Raw genomic sequence first — 17972 nt, forward strand, 5'->3', positions numbered from 1 at the left:
CCCGTATATGCCGAGCGCTCTCGGACAGCCTCTCAAGCCTAAATGTATTCGGACAAACTGCAAAATATCCCACTTAAAGACTTAAGTTTTTGGTTTAACTATGGCATGATAGAGAAAGACATATATTAAAGGAGATACAAACCTCATGGCCTTAGACGGCATTGTTATTCACGCAATAGTAGAAGAGCTTCAGCGCTGCATCGGCGCTCGCATTCATAAAATCCATCAGCCGACGGATAATGATCTCGTATTCAGCATCCGAGGAGCCGGTGCTCAAGGCAAATTGCTCTTGTCCGCCAATCCGACTTATCCGCGCGTTCACTGGACCAATGCTTCTTACGTTAACCCGATGGAAGCCCCAATGTTCTGCATGCTGATGCGCAAATATTGCGAAGGCGCAACGATTGAAGCGGTACGGCAGATCGGACGCGAACGGATTATCCATATGGACGTCCGGCACCGGGACGAGCTTGGCGATGTATCGCTGAAGACGATCGTCATTGAAATTATGGGACGGCACAGCAACATTATTTTGCTCGATCCTTCAACGGGGATCATCCATGATGGCATCCATCATGTAACGCCTGCTATCAGTACCTTCCGGATTGTTATGCCCGGCAGCAAGTACTCTGCCCCGCCTGATCAAGGCAAGACGGATCCGCTTGGCATAGCCGGCGAGGCACAGTTCCTGGCAGCGCTCGAACAGCCGGGTGCGTCGGAAGGTGATGAAAAGCTGCCACCCCAGCGCCAGCTTGTTCAAGCGTTCAGCGGACTAAGCCCGCTGCTTGCCAAAGAAATCGTATATCGCGCCGAGGCAAGAAGTATCAGCCTCTGGAACAGCTTCGAGACCCTCATGAACGACGTCCGGGCACATGCTTACACTCCGAATATCGCAGTTGATGGAAACGGCAAAGCTTACTTCTCGATAACGCCGATTACCCATATTCAAGGACCATCCCAGACCTATGGCGCTATTAGCGAATGTCTGGAAGCCTATTACGGCGACAAAGCGGAACGGGATACGGTCAAGCAGCGCGCACTGGATCTAATCAGGTTCGTGCAGAATGAGAAGGTCAAGAACGAGAAGAAGATGGATAAGCTTCGGGAAACGGTTGAGGAAGCGCAGGACGCGGACAAATACCGCGTGATCGGCGAATTGCTAACGGCATATATGCATCAGATTAACCGGGGGGACAAGTCCGTCGAATTAATCAACTTCTATGACGAAGAGCAAGCAACCGTCACCATCGAGCTGGATGTGCAGCTAACGCCATCGGAGAATGCCCAGCGGTATTTCCGCAAATACACCAAGCAGAAGAACAGTATTGCCGTTGTTGAGGAACAAATGGCCCTTGCGCAGGATGAGATTACCTACATGGAAACTCTCCTGCAGCAGCTGGATAACGCCTCGCTGGCGGATATTGAGGAGATTAGAGACGAGCTCGTGGAGCAGGGTTATCTTCGAAGCAGGGTAAAACGAGGTCCTAAACGGAAAAAAACGGCCAAGCCAACCTTGATCTGCTACACCTCTTCGGAGGGCGTCAGCATTTATGTCGGCAAGAACAATACGCAGAACGAATACTTAACCAACCGGCTCGCTTCCCCATCCGATGTCTGGCTGCATACCAAGGATATTCCTGGATCTCATGTCGTGATCCGCGGCGGTGACTTTGGCGATGCCACTCTCGAGGAAGCCGCTATGTTATCCGGCTATTACAGTCAGGCCCGCGAGTCCAGCCTGATTCCGGTGGATTATACGTTTATCCGCCATGTCCGCAAGCCAAGCGGGGCAAAGCCCGGCTTCGTTATTTACGATCATCAGAAGACGCTGTTCATCACACCGGATGAGCAACGGATCAAGGCCATGCCATCTCGCAGCGTGAATTGAGTCTAAATACAGTCCATCCTCAACTGAGGGTGGGCTTTTTTTTCATGCTTCTCCACCCTTTGCTTATACTTCGATGAAAATTAAAAAACTTTAACAAGCCGTTATTCAACGAAATCCTCGATTTGGAAAAAACGCCTCTTGCGACAAAAATAAAACCTTATATTCCCTTTATGATGTTTAATACATAAAATCATTAATCACAAGCTGTCATTAACCTTCATTCCTATTTGCGAGTCCGATAAAATTCATGATTATTAACAATATTTTCTTAACAGGTGAATAAAGGATTAATAAATAAATATTTATTTTATGCTAAAAAATTAAATTGGTAACTTTTATTAGCTTACTTTCCCACCAGAATGTCATTAGTATAAAAGTGCCAAACAAAACCTGTTCTGGCTATCGCACCAAATACATACTGGGAGGAATACATACATGACTAAAAAAACCATCTTCAAAAAAGGGATCATTACTCTTGCGGGCGTCATTGCTTTATCCGGGGTTGTACAAGCCCCTGCAATCGGAATAGCTACTCCTAAAGCAGCTGCAGCATCTACCGTACAAAGCACGCAGCTTAGCAAATTGATTACAAAAGGCAAAACCCAGCTCGGCGTCAAGTGGCGCAGCGGCGTTCAGAAGCCCGGTTACGGTTTTGACTGCTCCAATTTCACTTCCTGGGTTTACAGCAGCACGCTCGGAATAAAGTTTTCCAGTGCATCGCGCACACAGCGCTACAGCAGCAGCATCGGCAAACAAGTTATCGTTGACTCCAAAAATAAATACAAAAACCTGAAAGTCGGAGACCTGCTGTTCTTCAAAAACTCGGCTGACCCCGGTGATGGATCGTTAAACCGCTCAACAAGCGGCGGCGGCGGTCATGTCGGCATTTATGCAGGCGTTGTTAATGGCAAGCACTACATCCTTCAAGCCGGCGGCGGACGCGCGAAGGTAACCTACGAACCAATGGAAGGCACATGGTTTGCCAAATCGCTGGTTTACGCAAAAAGAATTGTGAATTAGTCGGCAGACATACAAAAAAGCGGTGCATTCTATGCACCGCTTTTAGCATTGCTTCTTATTCAACTGATCGAGCACTACTGCATCTACTGTCCTGCTGCCGATCTCGCCATGAAATACCTCGCCTTGGCGCTCTCCGTGGAAGTCAGAACCGCCCGTAATTATGAGCCCGTGGCGCCTAGCCAAATCTCCATAACGCTTCTCTTCATCAGGGCCGTGATCGGAGTGATAGACTTCGATTCCTTGAACGCCCTTCTGAATGAGCTGCTCGACAAGATCATCCCTTCCGTATAAGCCCGGATGCGCGATGACACTGGTTCCTCCTGCCTCGCGGATCCATTCAATTGCTTCAAATGGATGAAGACTCGGTGGATTCGCATATGCCGCAGCGCCATCCGCGAGATATCGGTCAAACGCTTCAGCCATTGTAGACACAATGCCCTTCCTGATCAGAAGCTCGGCAATATGCGGCCGGCCAATGGTCTTCTCTTTGCCTTTGCTGCCTGCTGCACCTGCCTGCTCAGAAGCAATCCGCTCTACTTCCTGCATCGTGGCCGGAATGCCAAGCTGAACTAGCCGCTCAATGATCATTTCGTTCCGCCTGCCGCGCGTCACCCGAAGCCCTGTCAGACGCTCCTGCCAAAGTCCGTTATGCCAGTCCGGATAGTAACCCAGCACATGAATGTCCCGGCCGCCCGCAACCGTGCTTAGCTCTATGCCGGGAACGACGATAATGCCAAGCCGTTCGCCTGCCGCAATGGCTTCCTCTATCCCTGCCATCGTATCATGATCCGTAATGGCTACGGCGGCAAGGCCCGCTGCCTTTGCGCGGGCAACAACAGCAGGCGGAGACATCGTTCCGTCTGAAGCCGTCGTATGATTGTGTAAATCCGCTTTTCCTACAACCATTGCTGCAAATCCTTCTCTCTTAAAAAAGTAAGGAACGTCACTGCCGAAATCGGCAAAAGGGTTGATTTCAGATAGATGGAATAGAACTGCCGTTTGAACCGAACATCCTCAATCGGCACCACATGCAGTAGTCCCAGCGCTACTTCATGTTTCACGGACGATTCCGAGATGAAGGATAAACCAAGTCCGGCTTCGACGGCCGACTTGACCGCTCCCGTACTGCCGAGCTCCATCACGATTTTCAGATCGGCAGGATCGATATTTTTGCGCTTCAGCTGTTCCTCCATGACAAGGCGAGTACCGGAGCCCTGCTCTCTGACCACAAACGGATATTGCGCCACTTCATCCAGCATCACCGTAGGCCGCTTAGACAGCGGATGATCCTTCGGCACAATCAGCTTCAGCTCATCGCTCATGACTGCTTCCATCTGCATATCAGGATGATTCACCGGGGCTTCGATCAAGCCAAAGGTCAGCTGATGATTCATGATCTCTTCCATGATCTGAGCGGTATTCATGACCTTCATGCTTATTGAAATCTCGGGAAACGTCTGTCCGAACGGGCCAAGCAGACGAGGCAGAATATATTCTCCAATGGTCAGGCTCGCTCCAAGCTGCAGCCTTCCCTTTAACTGCTTGGTGAAAGCGGACATCGCCTGATCCGTGTCGCGGATCAGCTCAATGCTTCTGCGGGCGTAGGGCATAAGCGCTTTACCCGCTTCCGTCAAATCAATCCGTTTCGTTGAACGCTGCAGCAGCTTTGTACCGAAATAATCCTCCAGCGATTGAACCTGCATCGTAACAGCCGGCTGCGTCATATGCAGGGATTGGGCGGCCGCGGAGAAGCTTCCCCGCTCGGCTACCGTGTAAAAAATATGTAGTTGGTGAAAATTAAGCGCCATCTGTCCGACCATCCTCTCATAGCGGTTATTATACTACAAATGATCGCAAAAAAGCGCAGCATCCCATGATAAGGATGATGCGCCTGCCATATTCCCTCGATTATTTTCTTTTTCGGCTGTTCTTCACCAATGTCATTCTTCGGGAATGACGAAGCCATGAATAGTATGATTTCAAGTCACGCAGCTCAATTGTTTCCGACATTCGTCCCAGGAAGGTAACAACGATCATTTTATGTAGCGGATTGCCCAGCAGATCCATGTCTGTTTCCGATGTTGCAAATTCCGCAACAAATACCAAATCGTCGTCAATCAGGTAAACATCCTCTTCATTCCGGTAATAAGACTCAACCCGTCCTTGCTTCAGGCACTCCCATAAGAATTCGGCAATATCCTCGTAGCCCGTCTTCTCACTTTCAACCCGATCCACCCACCGGCTCCTGGCATGGTTTGTAATAACGATGTCCGCCACTTTCTTATCGCCCAATTCAACGCAAAATGTTTCATAAGTACTCCATCTTCTAGTTATTTTGTCCTTCATCGTCGCCACACCTCCGTCTTAGGAACCAGGTCTTTTTTACCACTTTTTATGTATAAGGATATTTTAACCATGATTGTCCGAGATTTCAACAATAAAATAAACTCAGCCCAAAAATGTAATTATTTGTAAAATAAAATAAAAGAAAGAAGATCGCCGTACATGGTCTCTTCGTGTACCAGCGATCTTCCCGCATTATTATTTAATTATACACATGCTCACATGCTATAAAATCTTGTTTTATCAACGGCGTCTTTACTGTATTCCGTCTTTAGTTCATTGCGGTAAGATCGTTCAACCTTGCGTACGAAAGGCAGACGGCTTATATTTTTAACTGCTTCCTCTGCACGCTCTGCGTTCATGTATATCACTACATAATGCATTTTGCGTGACATATAATGAACGGTTCCGTACTTTTCCAGCGTTCTTGCCGCTTTCAGATCGCTGACCCATATGATATAACCTGTCCGTTCCGGTAACAACATCTATTCCCTCCGTCGAGTCGAATCAAGTAAAGGGCTATCCGCAGCCGCCGCTTCCGCAGCTGCATGAACCGCCGCTTCCGCAGCCGCCCGTTTTCCCTTCATTGCCCGGCACCTTAATCGTGTCGGATACCGATTCCGCAATCATGCGCGATACATCGTACAGCATCGTATCGACTTGCTGCTCGGCCAGCTTGAAGCGCTTCACGGCTTCGATCTGGTCGAGCTCACGCTCGATTAGCTTAACTTTATCCTTGGCTGCATGATAATCCGGATGAAATCTTCCGAATCGCTCACATTCCGAGAACAGCTCCTTCGCTTTCGCGAATTGCTTGGACAGTTGTTTCACCTGCTCGTCCTCGTTAACAGCTTCTTTCCAATATAGATAATCGGCAACTTCCGCCGATTGATTAATAAAGTCACCCAGCTCGTATGCGCACAGCAGCAGCGACGCCATATCCAGCGAAGAAACGCCGCTTGCATCATTGTAGGGCAGAACTGTGGTCGTTGGCATTTGTTCACCCTCTTTTCTTTTACACTTGCTTATATCCTATCATATCATAATCATTCAAAGAATTGATACAATTTTACACAAATCCACTGACTCCCGGCGCAACCAACTTCATCCCCTGCCACATTTCCGGAGTCAAGCAAACCTCCCGGTTCGCCGAGGCCTCCCTGAGCAGGCCGGTAACCGTCCAGCCGCCATCCACTCTTTCCAATCGGGCAGGAACAAACGCAACAACCGCATCATCCATGCTTAACTGTACGGGAGCCTGCCAGCTTAATGCCCTCTCCATGATTTCGAAGCGCGTGGAATGATGATAGGATCTGAGCTGCTGCATCCAATTAGTAGGTACCCGTTCGAGCTCTGGCAGAAACCGTTCGATCCTGAAATCTTCATGATTCATGATTTCGTTGCCAGCAAGCGTCCTCCCGGAAGAGCGAAGAATAAAGCTGCCAGATGCTTGATGTTCCTGCGGCAGCACGGGATAGCCGTCCGTTAGCAGCTTGGCCTTATCGACATTACCGGCATCCTGTTTTCCCCAGTCGGTAAGGCTGGTTTGAAGAATTGGAGAAATCGGAGCTCCGCCGGAAGCCGCCTGCAAAAAATTCAGGATTGAAGGGATGGTCCGCCCATGCGACAGCGCTCTTCTTATCGAGGATTGATTTAATTGCCATACGGATAACTGGTCATCGCTCTTTCTGTCAGCGATAAGCTCGAGTTCCCAGCGGATGCGATACGTACAGCCCGGCGGAACAAGAAGATCGCCGTTAGGTTCACTCATGATCGGTTCCGGACGCATGGCCGGAAGCTGTTCTTGATGCATGAATAGCGGCATCATCGTCCATCGGAGCATCCTCCCGCCCTCGGTCCTTGCGAGCTCAACCCAGCCGAAGACACGTAGCAGCTTCAAACAGCTGTTCATGCTTTGCTCCCAGTCCACCTCCTTTAAACCTAGTTGAAGGAACTGCGCTGATACAGCCGCTTCCGAATACCAAGTCCCCGGGTCAAGGCGGGCTAGAAGAGCCATGATATGCCACATCGCCGGTTTCTTCTCCAGCAGATCTTCCAAACACCATTGCAGCAATAAAGCTTCTTGCATAAGCTCAGGCTCCGAGAACCATTCTGCCAGCCTGTTCTTCTCCCAGCGTAACCGGTTCTTTTCGTGGACAAGCACGCCTAAGTGCTCGCTTACCTTCAAGAGGAAAGCTGCCGCAGGACGATAGGGATCTTGATTGGCGGACTGCCAACCCGCCTGCGCCATATCTTCATCCGTAAACGAAATAGCAAGCATCAGCTTAGCCGTTGTTTTCTTGGGCAGTATTCCTTTGGCGGTCAGATCAGTACCCGTGCGGGCCAGCTCTGCCCATGCGGCCAGCAGCTGCCTACCTAGAGGCTTACTCGCTGCATCCTCTTGCCTCTGCTCCCAATGCGCGAAAGCAGCACCTTCTGCGGGCAGCTTGTTTATTCCGAACAAGAACGGATGCCATAGCATAAAGCAATCACTTGGCATCGCATACAGCCTTTCTCCCCAGCCCTGACGGAGGGCAAAGACGATTCCGGCGTTTTGCAGCTGGATAAGACCATACCGGAACTCTGCTCCGGATAATTCCTCCCGCAATGAAAAAAGCCGCTCCTCCGAAACAGGACCGGCTCCAAAGCAGCTATAGAACGTCCGCAAGACCGCGACGCTTGCTTCATCCATTCTTTCTACCGCTTCCTGAATAGACAGCTTATCAATAACCGCATTCTCCCAGCACAGCCCGCGATTTGCGGCTTCTATCCAGAAGGGAGAATCCATGAATTGCTGCTTGGTTTCACTCGTCAGCTTCTCCGACCATTCTTTCACAAACATGAAGATACCCTCCCTTATTTATACCGTTATCGTTTCTCAAGCTCATATTGGTAGCCCTGCTCCAGCATAAACATCTGCCGCCTGGCGGCGTATTCCGTTTCGCTGGTATCGTCCGTTACGATTGTGTAAAACCATGCCTCATTCAGCCCGCCCTTCGGGCGCAAAATACGGCCGATCCGCTGTGCTTCCTCCTGCCTCGAACCATAGCTTCCCGAAATTTGAATCGCTACGGCGGCATCCGGCAGATCCACCGCGAAATTCGCTACCTTGGAAACAGCCAGGACCGGAACGTCGCCCGCCTTAAACTGTTCGTATAAGCTTTGACGCTCCTGCTGCGGCAATTCACCTGTAATGACGGGCACCGCGAGCGAATCGGCCAGGGCGTGCAGCTGGTCCAGATATTGCCCGATAATAAGGGTCGGGGTACCTTGATGCCGCTCCAGAAGCTGGCGGACAACGGTTACCTTGCCGGGGTTCTCTGCCGCGAGCCTGGCCCTTGACCGCTTTTCCGAGGAGTGATAAAGCTCCGAAATCCCCTGATCCAGCGGAACGCGGATCTCCGTGCATTTGACGGAAGCGATATGACCTTCCGCTTCAACCGTTTTCCACTGAAGTTCGAATTGCTTAGGCCCGATCAGAGAAAAGACATCCTCTTCACAGCCATCTTCCCTCACCAGGGTGGCGGTCAGCCCCAGCCTTCTTGTAGCTTGAATATCGGCCGTCATACGGAACACTGGCGCAGGCAGAAGATGCACCTCGTCATAAATAATGAGTCCCCAGTCCCGCTCCGAGAACAGCTTCATATGGCTAAACGAGTCCTTCTTGGACTTGCGGTGGGTCAGAATCTGATAGGTGGCAATGGTAACGGGACGGACCTGTTTCGAAGATCCCGTATATTCCCCAACCTCCGACGGAAGGAGAGTGGTCTTATCGAGCAGCTCCTCCTTCCACTGCTGCACGCTCGTGGCGTTTGAGGTCAGTATGAGCGTTGCGCTGTTCAGCCTAGCCAGCGCGGCGATGCCAACAATGGTCTTGCCCGCTCCGCACGGAAGCACTACAACTCCGCTGCCCCCCTGAATCGTTCCTTCCTTATAAAAGAGATTAACCGCTTGATGCTGATAATCCCTTAGCATAAATGACCGGCCCTGCTTCGTAACATGCCTGAGCGCTACAGACAAAGCTTCCCCCGTATGATAACCGGCAAGATCGATGACGGGAAAACCAAGTCTAATCAATTCTTGCTTAAGCTGCCCCCTGTGTTCCGGGCTAACCTCCCAGGTCCCGCCGTTTATCCGTTCCTGCAGACATTCCGCAATGACAGAATGACCAGCGAGCTCATGAAGCAGGCTTTCCTCCCCGTATAACAGCAGCTTGCCCTCGCTGATTTCGAGGCGCAGCTTACCGTACCGTTCCATCAGGATGCGAATATTCGTCTCCAATACGCCAGGTAGGCCATACCTTGCGTATTGTTTCAATGAATCAATAATAGATGCCGCGTCCATCCCCGTTGAAGCTGCGTTCCATAGGGATAGCGAAGACATTTTATACGTATGCCAATTACCCGGACGTTTCACCAGCTCGGCGAACAAGATCAGCTTCCTGCGCGCTTCCTCCGCCATTGGATGCTCGTAATCGAGCAGCACCGTCATATCCGATTGAACAATTAAAGGTCCATCTTGATGTTCCAACAATACGTTTCTCCCCCTATGCTTACAGCAGTAACTAGCTCACCTCACAGTATGCAAAAATATCCAGCATTTTATACGGAAAACGGGACTTCTCCAAGGTACTACACCCCGTAAAAGTCCCGTTCTTTCATCTAATGCACATGCTCCGAAATTTCATTCAGAGCTGCACCGGCCTCCTGAATGAAGCCATCCCGGATAGCCAGATCGCCTATTGCGACTACGCCAACCAAATGGCCATTCTCTACGACAGGAAGACGGCGGATTTTGTGCCTCGCCATCAATCCCGCCGCTTCCTCCATTGACGTATCAGGCGAAATCGTAAGCAGTTCCCTTGTCATAACCGTCTCTACGGCCGTTGAACCGGAATGCTTCTCGGCGTATCCCCGTACGACTAAATCCCGGTCGGTTACCGCGCCAATCAACTTTGTACCCTCTACAATAGGAATAAATCCAATATCATGCTGCTTCATTAAGACGGCAAGCTCATACACGTTATCCTTTAATGTTGCCGTGATACAAGGCGAGGACATAACCTCTTTGACCTGTTTACCCAAGGCGGATACCTCCTTCATCTGAATATCTTGCTGTTAGGATATCCAGCCTGCAGTTCCGTCATGCTTTGGCAAAATCTTCCGCCATCTGAATAAGCAATTGGGCAGAATGCACCATGGCGCGCTCATCGATGTCAAAACGCGGATGATGATGGGCATGCACCACTCCCGTCTCTTCATTGCCCGCTCCAATAAACATAAAGCATCCCGGTACTTTCTCCAGATAATATGAGAAGTCTTCCGCAACCATCATCGCTTCCGACCGAATGGTGTTCGCTTCGCCAAACAGTTCTCCCGATACGCGGAAGAAACGGCCCGCTTCCTGCTCATCATTCACAACGGGCGGATAACCGATACGCATATGATAATCGTACTTTGCTCCGTACATGCCGCATGTGTGCTTAACCAGCTGCTCAAGCCGCTCATGGGTGAGCTTTCGAGTCTCTTCATCAAAGGTACGGACAGTCCCTTTCATGACGCAGCGTTCCGCAATGACATTATTCGTCGTCCCGGCCTGGAAGGAACCGATGGTAACGACTGCAGGCTTCAGCGGATCAACGTTGCGACCAACGATCGATTGAACGGACTGCACCAAAGCCGAACCAATAACTATTGTATCTACCGTCTTATGCGGCATGCCGCCATGTCCGCCAAGCCCAACGATTTCTAATGTAAACTCATCTGCCGCTGCCATAAACGGCCCGGGCTTTGTGGAGGCCTGTCCATAAGGGAGCGGCGACCATAAATGAACGCCATAGATCGCGTCAACGCCGTCGAGCGCACCGTCCTCTATCATCCGGAGTGCACCGCCGGGCGTCTGCTCCTCGGCAGGCTGGAAGATTAAGCGCCGTTCGCCGGCAAGCTCGGCTTTATGCTGCTGGTAATAGCTCGCCACCGCAAGCAATGCCGCCGTATGCCCGTCGTGACCGCAGGCGTGCATAACCCCCGGTACTTTGGAGCGGTAATCGCATTCCTTCTCGTCTTGAATGGGAAGCGCGTCAATATCTGCTCGAAGCGCAACTACAGGTCCAGGCAAATCCCCTTTGATCGTAACCAGAAGACCGTGACCGCCGACGTCTTTGCGCACCTCACAGCCAAAAGCGTTTAATTGATCTGCAATCCATCGGGATGTATGTACCTCTTGGAATGACAGCTCCGGGTTCTGATGGAGATGTCTGCGCCACCGGACCATATCCGGATAAAGACGCTGCAGCTGTTCTTTTATGTAGCCGCTTGTCTTCATGCAGCATACCTCCTAAAAAGTTTTGTGAAAACGAAAGCTTTACATCGCAAAGTTGAAACAAAACTTACTTCGTAAGCATTAACTTGGTTTTGTGAAAACGAAAGCTTTGCATCGCAAAGCTTAAAGAAACAAAACTTACTTCGTAAGCATTAACTTCGTTTTGCGAAGCAAAACTTGCTTCGTAAGCATTAACTTGGTTTTGTAAAACAAAACATGGTCTTTGTTCTATTCTAACAGAACCAGTCGATGGGGCAAAGAGAAAGCATGCCCTCCAGGAGAGAGTAAGTCTTGCGCTGACTGGGGAAACATACTATCATGGGAAAAGAATGCAAGTGAGTTTTGTGTACAAAACTTAGCTTCTTAAGCATTAACTTAAATTTCATAAGCAACTATAGGAGGAAATAACGATGATTATTGAAAATTCGGGTCTTGACGGCCTTCAAAGCGAATTGGCTCATCTCGATGATTCTGCCGAGCAGCTTGGTTTTGTACGCTGGCAATGGGAATATTATCGCGCTACATACGATCTTAAGCTGGAAGACCAAGCGACAAAATCGGAATATTTCGTGCGCGTTAACACTCGCGCGGTTGAAGGCAAGCTTGAAAATCCTCATGCCGTGCTCGTAATTGAACACGTATACATCGGAAAAGCTACCTTCCCGCACGGACTTGAATACGAATCGCCGATTCCTCAGCCCATTATGTCGGTAGCGAATCAACGTCTTGAGCAACTGAAACAACTGCTTGCCTAATATGAAGAAGACACAGCAGAATGGCAGTCGTGGCAGACCGGACTTTCTGCTCCTTATCTTAACGCTGCTGCTTGTTGGATTTGGACTAGTCATGGTGTTCAGCGCAAGCTCGAACGTCGCCCTTGTCTCATCCAAATTCAATAACGATCCCTTTTATTTCACGAAGCGGCAGCTGGCATGGGCGGTTCTCGGCATCTTTTCCATGCTTTTCCTGATGAATCTCCCTTACCAGATCTTTAAACGGGGATTTCTTCTGCTATTTATTCCCGTCCTGTTTATGCTGATGGTTGTGCCATTTACCGAACCCGTCAATGGCGCACGAAGCTGGTTTCAGATTGGCTCCCTTGGCATTCAACCAACTGAGCCCGCCAAGCTGGCTATCATTCTCTACCTGGGAGCTCTGATCTCCAAGAAAGGCGAGAAATTCCGCGACTTTAAGAAGGGGCTCGTTCCGGTCTTGGTCATTGTGGCGATCATTTGCGGGCTTATCATGGCTCAGCCGGATTTGGGCTCTTGTATGGTTCTTGCCTCTTGCGCGATCATCATGATCATTGCAGGCGGCGCCAACCTAAAGCAGGTAGCCGTTTCTGGCGGAGTAGCCGCTATTGGAGTCGCTATACTGGCGGCTATCGGGATGGCTACCAATCCTACAGGTTGGGAATACCGGATCGCCCGGTTTACCGCTTATTCTGATCCTCTTGCCGATCAACAGGGTTCCGGTTTCCAGCTGGTCTCTTCTCTGCAGGCACTAGGGCATGGCGGCGTGACGGGAGCGGGCTTTGGGGAAAGCGTACAAAAGCTGCATTACCTGGACTATCCTTATAACGACTTTATCTTTTCGGTCATTGCCGAGGAGCTGGGATTTATCGGCGCAAGCCTGTTCCTCTTATTTTATCTGCTTTTCCTCTGGCGGGCGCTTATCATTGCTCTGCGCTGTCCTGATCACTACGGAACGATTATAGGCGTCGGAATTGTCGGCTTGTTCGGCATGCAGGCGTTCATTAATGTCGGCGGTGTGACCGGCGCAATTCCGCTTACCGGCGTAACGCTGCCGTTCGTCAGCTACGGGGGCTCTTCCTTGCTGGTCTGTCTGATGTGTATAGGCATACTTCTTAGTATTTCGCGGGAAGCAAACAAGCAGGACAAGCCAGAGCGCACGAAACGCTCGCTTCACCATTGAGAATAAAAAAGGCTGAACCCGGTTAACAACGGTTCAGCCTTTTTTATGTAAGTCCCGCATCCCTATTTCAGACGCACCTGAGACTCTTCTGTTGTTTCTTCTTCTTTGAAGGCAACGCCTTCCACTTTCACGTTCACTTCTACCACATTAAGACCGGTCATATTTTCTACCGATTCTCTAACATTAAGCTGCAGCTGTCTGCAGACCTCTTGAATCGGAATGCCATAATGGACGATAACACGAAGGTCGATTGCCGCTTCCAACTGACCCACTTCAACGGATACGCCTTTTTGCACGTTTTTACCGCTAAGGCGTTTCGCAAGTCCTTCGGAAATCCCGCCTGACATTCCGGCAATGCCTGGAGTCTCAAGCGCAGCGAGTCCTGCAATCGTTGCCACTACATCGTCTGAAATACGGATAATGCCTGTTTGAAGGTCCTCGTTCATGTTATTCCACTCCTCAATTTGCCATATATCATTATTGTACTGGATGGCTCAATTTGAAGCAAGAAAGGAAGTTCGTCTCGCGCAAGGCTAATGCAATATTTTATGGAAAAGTTTACATGGTTGTCTTTTTTCGTTATGATTAATAATGTTTTTTAGACCTACATAATCAAAGAGGTGGAATTGGTGAGACAGAAACTGTTTTTTGGCGGACTGATCGTATTCTTCGCCCTGAGCGCCATCGGGCATTTCGCCCATTGGGACATGACGCTTCAATTTATCCTTTCTGCCATCGCCGTCGTATTTGTAGCGGGTTTTCTAGGCAAAGCGACGGAAAGCGTTGCCCATTACGCAGGGCAGCGGCTTGGCGGCTTTCTTAACGCCACGTTTGGCAACGCGGCAGAGCTGATCATCGCGATCTTCCTCGTTAAAGAAGGCTTGTTCGATACAGTAAAAGCGAGTATTACCGGTTCCATCATAGGCAACCTGCTGCTCGTGCTTGGTCTTAGCCTCCTTGTTGGCGGCATCAAATTCAAACAGCAATTTTTCAATAATCAATTGGCCGAGCATAACGCAACGCTGATGATTATGGCTGTTATTGGCTTGTTTGTACCGGCCGTCTTTGTAGGCGCCGAGCACTTCACGCTGAACAAGGACCATTTCCTAAGCATTACGGTTGCTTGCATTCTGATCGTTTCTTATCTGCTCTGGCTGGTCTTCTCGATGATCACCCACAAGGATGTTCTAGCGGACAAAGATATGAATGCCGATCATGGCGAAGAGCCAGCCTGGTCCAAAGGCTTATCCATCATCCTGCTGGTAGTAGCAACGGTAATGGTCGCTTTTGTCAGCGAATGGCTTGTCCATACCCTTGACAGCTTCACCGAGAAGTTTGGCCTCTCCGAGCTGTTTGTAGGCGCATTTGTGATCGCGATTATCGGCAACGCGGCGGAACACAGCGCGGCGGTTATGCTGGCGATGAAAAACAAAATCGGCGCAGCAGTCGAGATCGCCATCGGCAGCAGCTTGCAAATCGCCTTGTTTGTTGCTCCTGTGCTGATTCTGATCAGTGCAATCATGGGCAATACGATGGATATCATCTTCACTCCGATTGAATTAACCGCCATTGGAGTTTCCGTCTTTATCGCGAAATCCGTTTCGCGGGACGGGACAACGAACTGGTATGAAGGCTTCCTGCTTCTTATGGTTTACGTTATCCTGGGCGTTGCCTTCTATCTTGTATAAATCTATAAAACAAAAAAAGAGTAGGCTCCAAACGGAGTCTACTCTTTATTATTTAATGCTTCATACAATTGAGCCAAGTTGCGTTCCAATCGGCTTAACATCTCTTTCCCGCTCTGCTCGGCAATCAATCCCGCGCGCACAGCAAAGTCAATCTCCCGCGAGAATCCATACATTTGCGTGTCCAAAACCTCTTCGTACAGCGGACATTGACGGGTCGTCAAGTTCTCCATCTGAACTTCGATAAGTTTTTCTATTTTACTCGCATCTTCCGTAAGGAGACGAAGCGCTTTCTCATGCAATTGAATCGTGACTTCCGGTGAAGACATCGTTTTCCCCCCTGTGCGTGTACCCGCCGTCGTCTATATCTTTTATATTAGACGAAAAAGAGCTAATACACAAGGACAAAACAAAAAAGCGCTTCTTCTTTTCAGAAGAAGAAACGCTTTGTTTGTGACCTAAACGGTCTATTCGCTAATTACTGCAACATTCAAATTATGTTTAGCAAAAATTTCAGCCATCTTCGCTTTCGCTTCCTCAGCATCCGGACCATGAACATGAAGCTCATAAGCGTGGCCGCCTACCAGCGTCGTAAACAGTCCAAGAATGCTCTTAACGTCGATATATTTGTTGTCGGCTTGCAGAACGATGGAAGAGCGGAATTGGCTAGCCGCCTGAGAAATTTCTACGATAGCTGCATTGTTGGACATGGGGAATCCCTCCAGTTAATTAGTAAAGCTTTCCTTGACATCATGATAACCCGAAACATAACATCCATCAAGAGAAAAGTTCAAAAACGCTTCATTTTCATTTATTTCAAATTTTCGGAATTTAATGCTTCCAGCTCGGGAAGCACAAATACGCCGTCTTTGCGGATTAATACATCATCAAAATAAATTTCTCCGCCGCCGTATTCCGGACGTTGAATCAACACTAAATCCCAATGAATGGAAGAACGGTTCCCGTTATCCGTTTCTTCATATGCTTGACCTGGTGTAAAATGCAAGCTGCCCGCAATCTTCTCATCGAACAAAATATCGTTCATCGGATGCAGGATGTACGGGTTAAAGCCGATTGCAAATTCGCCGATATAACGCGCGCCTTCATCGCTGTCCAGAATCTCGTTCAGCTTCTTCGTATCGTTGCTGGTCGCTTTGACGATCTTGCCGTTCTCAAATATAAACGAGATATTCTGGAACGTGGTTCCGGAATATACGCTTGGTGCATTATACGTAATAACTCCATTAACCGAATCCCGTACAGGCGCGGAGAATACTTCACCGTCCGGAATATTTCGCTGCCCGGAGCATTTTTTCGCCCCGATATCTTTAATCGAGAACGACAGATCCGTTCCCGGCGATACGATACGAACTTTATCGGTACGCGACATCAGCTTCTGCAGAGGATCCTGCGCGCGGTCCATCTTCGCGTAATCCAGGTTGCATACATTAAAGTAGAAATCCTCGAACGCTTCCGTGCTCATGTTAGCCAGCTGAGCCATCGAGGGAGTCGGATAACGGAGAACAACCCACTTCGTCCGTTTTACCCGCTCCTCCATATGTACGGGATGGGTGTATAATTGCTCGTATAAACGTATTTTTTCTTTGGGCACATCAGACAGCTCATTTACATTCGAACCCGAACGCACGCCGATATAGCCTTGCATTTGCTCCATACGCTCCAGATCAAGCTTCGCCCAGAGCTCGATCTGCTCCTTGGTTGCATGCGTCAGCATGGTTCGCAGGACAGAACGGTCGCTAAGCTCGACAAACGGTCTTCCCCCGCGTTTGGTCACTTCTTCAATCAGGCATTTCCCCAGCTCAAGCTCAAGTCCAATCAAATCGATCAGTACATTGTCGCCGGGCTGTACATCAATTGAGTAGCCGGCCAGATTAGCCGCCAGCTTTTGCAGTCTTGCATCACGCATCTTTCTCGAACCTCCATTTTATCAAGCACTGTTTTTGGAAAAACAGCCTTCGAACATATTAGCATGTTGACTGCTTATTGAACAGTTCCAGTTCCGTCAAAGGAATCGAAGCTAACGTTGGTGTCCCGTTTCTCTTGTTTATCCTGACCGGAGAGGGAATAATGAAAAATCGTATGTTCCTTCAGCTTGAGCGGCACAAGACTCCCCCTGTCAATCAGCACATCATATTGGGATTGGACCTGCAAGGACTTCAGCATGTTGTCCATCTGTTTGCGCGAATCGTTAAACTCCTTCATCCATGCCGTCTTATACGCCCCCTCCTCGAGCGGAGCCTTGGCTGCCAGCTTATTCATCTCTTGTTGAAGCTGCTCTTTCCACAGCTTGTTAGCATCCTTATCGTTCAACACAACATGAAGAGCGACCGTGTCCGCGCTCGAGGCTGCTTCGTTGAAGCTTACTTTCTTGTTTGCGTTTTTTACTTTCTGCAGCAATTCAATCGGACTCCACTCCAACTCTTCCCCATCGTCGCCCTGCGCATGAAGCCTTGTATGCTCTTCGATATGCCCTTTAAAAGTACGCGGCGCCGTGGCGAATCCTTCCGCGGTATAAATGGTTGTTTGACCGGAGAAAGCATACTGGTCTGTTCCAGCTAGTCCGGCAATCGATAAATTAAGCCACTCCTCCGGCGGATGGCTGGCGTTCGAGCATCCTGCAAGCGTGAGAGGCAAGACGGCAAGAAGCACAGCTATAAGCGTATGTTTGATCGTCTTCATTTAACACTGCACCTTTCGTCAAATCGTTCCAGATGATCTTATCGTCCCCTTAACGGACAGTGGCTTATTCCGATATAAGC

19 protein-coding genes are annotated in these 17972 nt (G+C 49.5%); 5 read left to right on the top strand and 14 right to left on the bottom strand.

Going from position 1 to position 17972, the window contains the following annotated elements; genetic code table 11:
- Window positions 1-145 precede the first annotated feature (145 nt).
- Window positions 146-1888 carry an Rqc2 family fibronectin-binding protein gene (locus tag M3194_RS02945; RefSeq protein WP_251651522.1) on the top strand — a complete coding sequence of 581 codons (1743 nt, stop codon included), beginning with the start codon at window positions 146-148 and terminating at the stop codon, window positions 1886-1888.
- 435 nt (window positions 1889-2323) lie between these two features.
- Window positions 2324-2908, top strand: coding sequence for a C40 family peptidase (locus M3194_RS02950; RefSeq protein WP_251651523.1), 585 nt, complete (start codon window positions 2324-2326; stop codon window positions 2906-2908).
- A 42-nt stretch (window positions 2909-2950) separates the two neighbouring features.
- Here M3194_RS02950 and M3194_RS02955 read toward each other — a convergent pair whose 3' ends face one another.
- From M3194_RS02955 to M3194_RS02995, 9 genes are all read right to left on the bottom strand, one after another.
- Entirely contained in the window at window positions 2951-3814 is an 864-nt protein-coding gene (locus tag M3194_RS02955) for a PHP domain-containing protein (RefSeq protein WP_251651524.1), read from the bottom strand.
- A complete protein-coding gene (locus M3194_RS02960) occupies window positions 3805-4716 on the bottom strand; it encodes a selenium metabolism-associated LysR family transcriptional regulator (RefSeq protein ID WP_251651525.1) in 912 nt (303 codons plus the stop codon). Before M3194_RS02960 ends, M3194_RS02955 begins: the two co-directional genes overlap by 10 nt.
- Before the next feature lie 100 nt (window positions 4717-4816).
- Window positions 4817-5254, bottom strand: coding sequence for a hypothetical protein (locus tag M3194_RS02965; protein WP_251651526.1), 438 nt, complete (start codon window positions 5252-5254; stop codon window positions 4817-4819).
- 215 nt (window positions 5255-5469) lie between these two features.
- A complete protein-coding gene (locus tag M3194_RS02970; RefSeq protein WP_091183438.1) occupies window positions 5470-5733 on the bottom strand; it encodes a YlbG family protein in 264 nt (87 codons plus the stop codon).
- 37 nt (window positions 5734-5770) lie between these two features.
- The gene (locus tag M3194_RS02975) at window positions 5771-6247 is read right to left on the bottom strand and encodes a YlbF/YmcA family competence regulator (protein ID WP_251651527.1); all 477 of its coding nucleotides are present in this window, start codon (window positions 6245-6247) and stop codon (window positions 5771-5773) included.
- Between the two features lie 73 nt (window positions 6248-6320).
- A complete protein-coding gene (locus M3194_RS02980) occupies window positions 6321-8093 on the bottom strand; it encodes a helicase-associated domain-containing protein (RefSeq protein ID WP_251651528.1) in 1773 nt (590 codons plus the stop codon).
- Between the two features lie 26 nt (window positions 8094-8119).
- The gene (locus M3194_RS02985) at window positions 8120-9784 is read right to left on the bottom strand and encodes a DNA repair helicase XPB (protein WP_251651529.1); all 1665 of its coding nucleotides are present in this window, start codon (window positions 9782-9784) and stop codon (window positions 8120-8122) included.
- Window positions 9785-9912: 128 nt separating this feature from the next.
- Entirely contained in the window at window positions 9913-10335 is a 423-nt protein-coding gene (locus tag M3194_RS02990; protein ID WP_251651530.1) for a CBS domain-containing protein, read from the bottom strand.
- Between the two features lie 58 nt (window positions 10336-10393).
- The gene (locus M3194_RS02995) at window positions 10394-11575 is read right to left on the bottom strand and encodes a M20 metallopeptidase family protein (protein WP_251651531.1); all 1182 of its coding nucleotides are present in this window, start codon (window positions 11573-11575) and stop codon (window positions 10394-10396) included.
- Between the two features lie 407 nt (window positions 11576-11982).
- Here M3194_RS02995 and M3194_RS03000 point away from each other — a divergent pair, with 407 nt between their 5' ends.
- Together M3194_RS03000 and ftsW are read left to right on the top strand one after the other, a co-directional pair.
- Window positions 11983-12327: a YugN family protein gene (locus M3194_RS03000; protein ID WP_251651532.1), complete on the top strand. Its 345-nt coding sequence runs from the start codon at window positions 11983-11985 to the stop codon at window positions 12325-12327.
- 1 nt (window position 12328) lies between these two features.
- A complete protein-coding gene (ftsW, locus tag M3194_RS03005) occupies window positions 12329-13507 on the top strand; it encodes a putative lipid II flippase FtsW (protein WP_251651533.1) in 1179 nt (392 codons plus the stop codon).
- Window positions 13508-13569: 62 nt separating this feature from the next.
- On the opposite strand, the gene M3194_RS03010 is transcribed toward ftsW, so the two are convergent.
- On the bottom strand, window positions 13570-13953 hold the full coding sequence (locus M3194_RS03010; RefSeq protein WP_251651534.1) for an Asp23/Gls24 family envelope stress response protein: 384 nt from the start codon (window positions 13951-13953) through the stop codon (window positions 13570-13572).
- A gap of 183 nt (window positions 13954-14136) precedes the next feature.
- Here M3194_RS03010 and cax point away from each other — a divergent pair, with 183 nt between their 5' ends.
- Complete coding sequence (cax, locus tag M3194_RS03015; RefSeq protein WP_251651535.1) at window positions 14137-15195, top strand: calcium/proton exchanger; 1059 nt, start codon at window positions 14137-14139, stop codon at window positions 15193-15195.
- A 38-nt stretch (window positions 15196-15233) separates the two neighbouring features.
- Here the strand turns inward: cax and M3194_RS03020 are convergent, their stop codons facing one another.
- From M3194_RS03020 to M3194_RS03035, 4 genes are all read right to left on the bottom strand, one after another.
- A complete protein-coding gene (locus M3194_RS03020) occupies window positions 15234-15521 on the bottom strand; it encodes an Fpa/YlaN family protein (RefSeq protein ID WP_251651536.1) in 288 nt (95 codons plus the stop codon).
- Window positions 15522-15659: 138 nt separating this feature from the next.
- The gene (locus M3194_RS03025; protein ID WP_251651537.1) at window positions 15660-15902 is read right to left on the bottom strand and encodes an HPr family phosphocarrier protein; all 243 of its coding nucleotides are present in this window, start codon (window positions 15900-15902) and stop codon (window positions 15660-15662) included.
- Window positions 15903-16003: 101 nt separating this feature from the next.
- Window positions 16004-17119, bottom strand: a complete 1116-nt coding sequence (locus M3194_RS03030) for an aminopeptidase (protein ID WP_251651538.1) — start codon at window positions 17117-17119, stop codon at window positions 16004-16006.
- Window positions 17120-17193: 74 nt separating this feature from the next.
- Window positions 17194-17892, bottom strand: coding sequence for a hypothetical protein (locus M3194_RS03035; RefSeq protein WP_251651539.1), 699 nt, complete (start codon window positions 17890-17892; stop codon window positions 17194-17196).
- Window positions 17893-17972: the final 80 nt, after the last annotated feature.

Source organism: Paenibacillus glycanilyticus, assembly GCF_023715145.1.
In the GTDB taxonomy this organism is placed as follows: Bacteria; Bacillota; Bacilli; order Paenibacillales; family Paenibacillaceae; genus Pristimantibacillus; species Pristimantibacillus glycanilyticus_A.

Excerpts from the sequence above, each read along its gene's own strand:
- ftsW (WP_251651533.1), top strand. The coding sequence starts at position 12,329 with ATGAAGAAGACACAGCAGAATGGCAGTCGTGGCAGACCGGACTTTCTG.
- M3194_RS02945 (WP_251651522.1), top strand. The coding sequence starts at position 146 with ATGGCCTTAGACGGCATTGTTATTCACGCAATAGTAGAAGAGCTTCAG.
- M3194_RS02950 (WP_251651523.1), top strand. The coding sequence starts at position 2,324 with ATGACTAAAAAAACCATCTTCAAAAAAGGGATCATTACTCTTGCGGGC.
- M3194_RS02955 (WP_251651524.1), bottom strand. The coding sequence starts at position 3,814 with ATGGTTGTAGGAAAAGCGGATTTACACAATCATACGACGGCTTCAGAC.
- M3194_RS03000 (WP_251651532.1), top strand. The coding sequence starts at position 11,983 with ATGATTATTGAAAATTCGGGTCTTGACGGCCTTCAAAGCGAATTGGCT.
- M3194_RS03025 (WP_251651537.1), bottom strand. The coding sequence starts at position 15,902 with ATGTCCAACAATGCAGCTATCGTAGAAATTTCTCAGGCGGCTAGCCAA.
- M3194_RS02980 (WP_251651528.1), bottom strand. The coding sequence starts at position 8,093 with ATGTTTGTGAAAGAATGGTCGGAGAAGCTGACGAGTGAAACCAAGCAG.
- M3194_RS03030 (WP_251651538.1), bottom strand. The coding sequence starts at position 17,119 with ATGCGTGATGCAAGACTGCAAAAGCTGGCGGCTAATCTGGCCGGCTAC.
- M3194_RS02965 (WP_251651526.1), bottom strand. The coding sequence starts at position 5,254 with ATGAAGGACAAAATAACTAGAAGATGGAGTACTTATGAAACATTTTGC.
- M3194_RS02960 (WP_251651525.1), bottom strand. The coding sequence starts at position 4,716 with ATGGCGCTTAATTTTCACCAACTACATATTTTTTACACGGTAGCCGAG.
- M3194_RS02975 (WP_251651527.1), bottom strand. The coding sequence starts at position 6,247 with ATGCCAACGACCACAGTTCTGCCCTACAATGATGCAAGCGGCGTTTCT.
- M3194_RS03020 (WP_251651536.1), bottom strand. The coding sequence starts at position 15,521 with ATGTCTTCACCGGAAGTCACGATTCAATTGCATGAGAAAGCGCTTCGT.
- M3194_RS03035 (WP_251651539.1), bottom strand. The coding sequence starts at position 17,892 with ATGAAGACGATCAAACATACGCTTATAGCTGTGCTTCTTGCCGTCTTG.
- M3194_RS03010 (WP_251651534.1), bottom strand. The coding sequence starts at position 13,953 with ATGAACGAGGACCTTCAAACAGGCATTATCCGTATTTCAGACGATGTA.
- M3194_RS02995 (WP_251651531.1), bottom strand. The coding sequence starts at position 11,575 with ATGAAGACAAGCGGCTACATAAAAGAACAGCTGCAGCGTCTTTATCCG.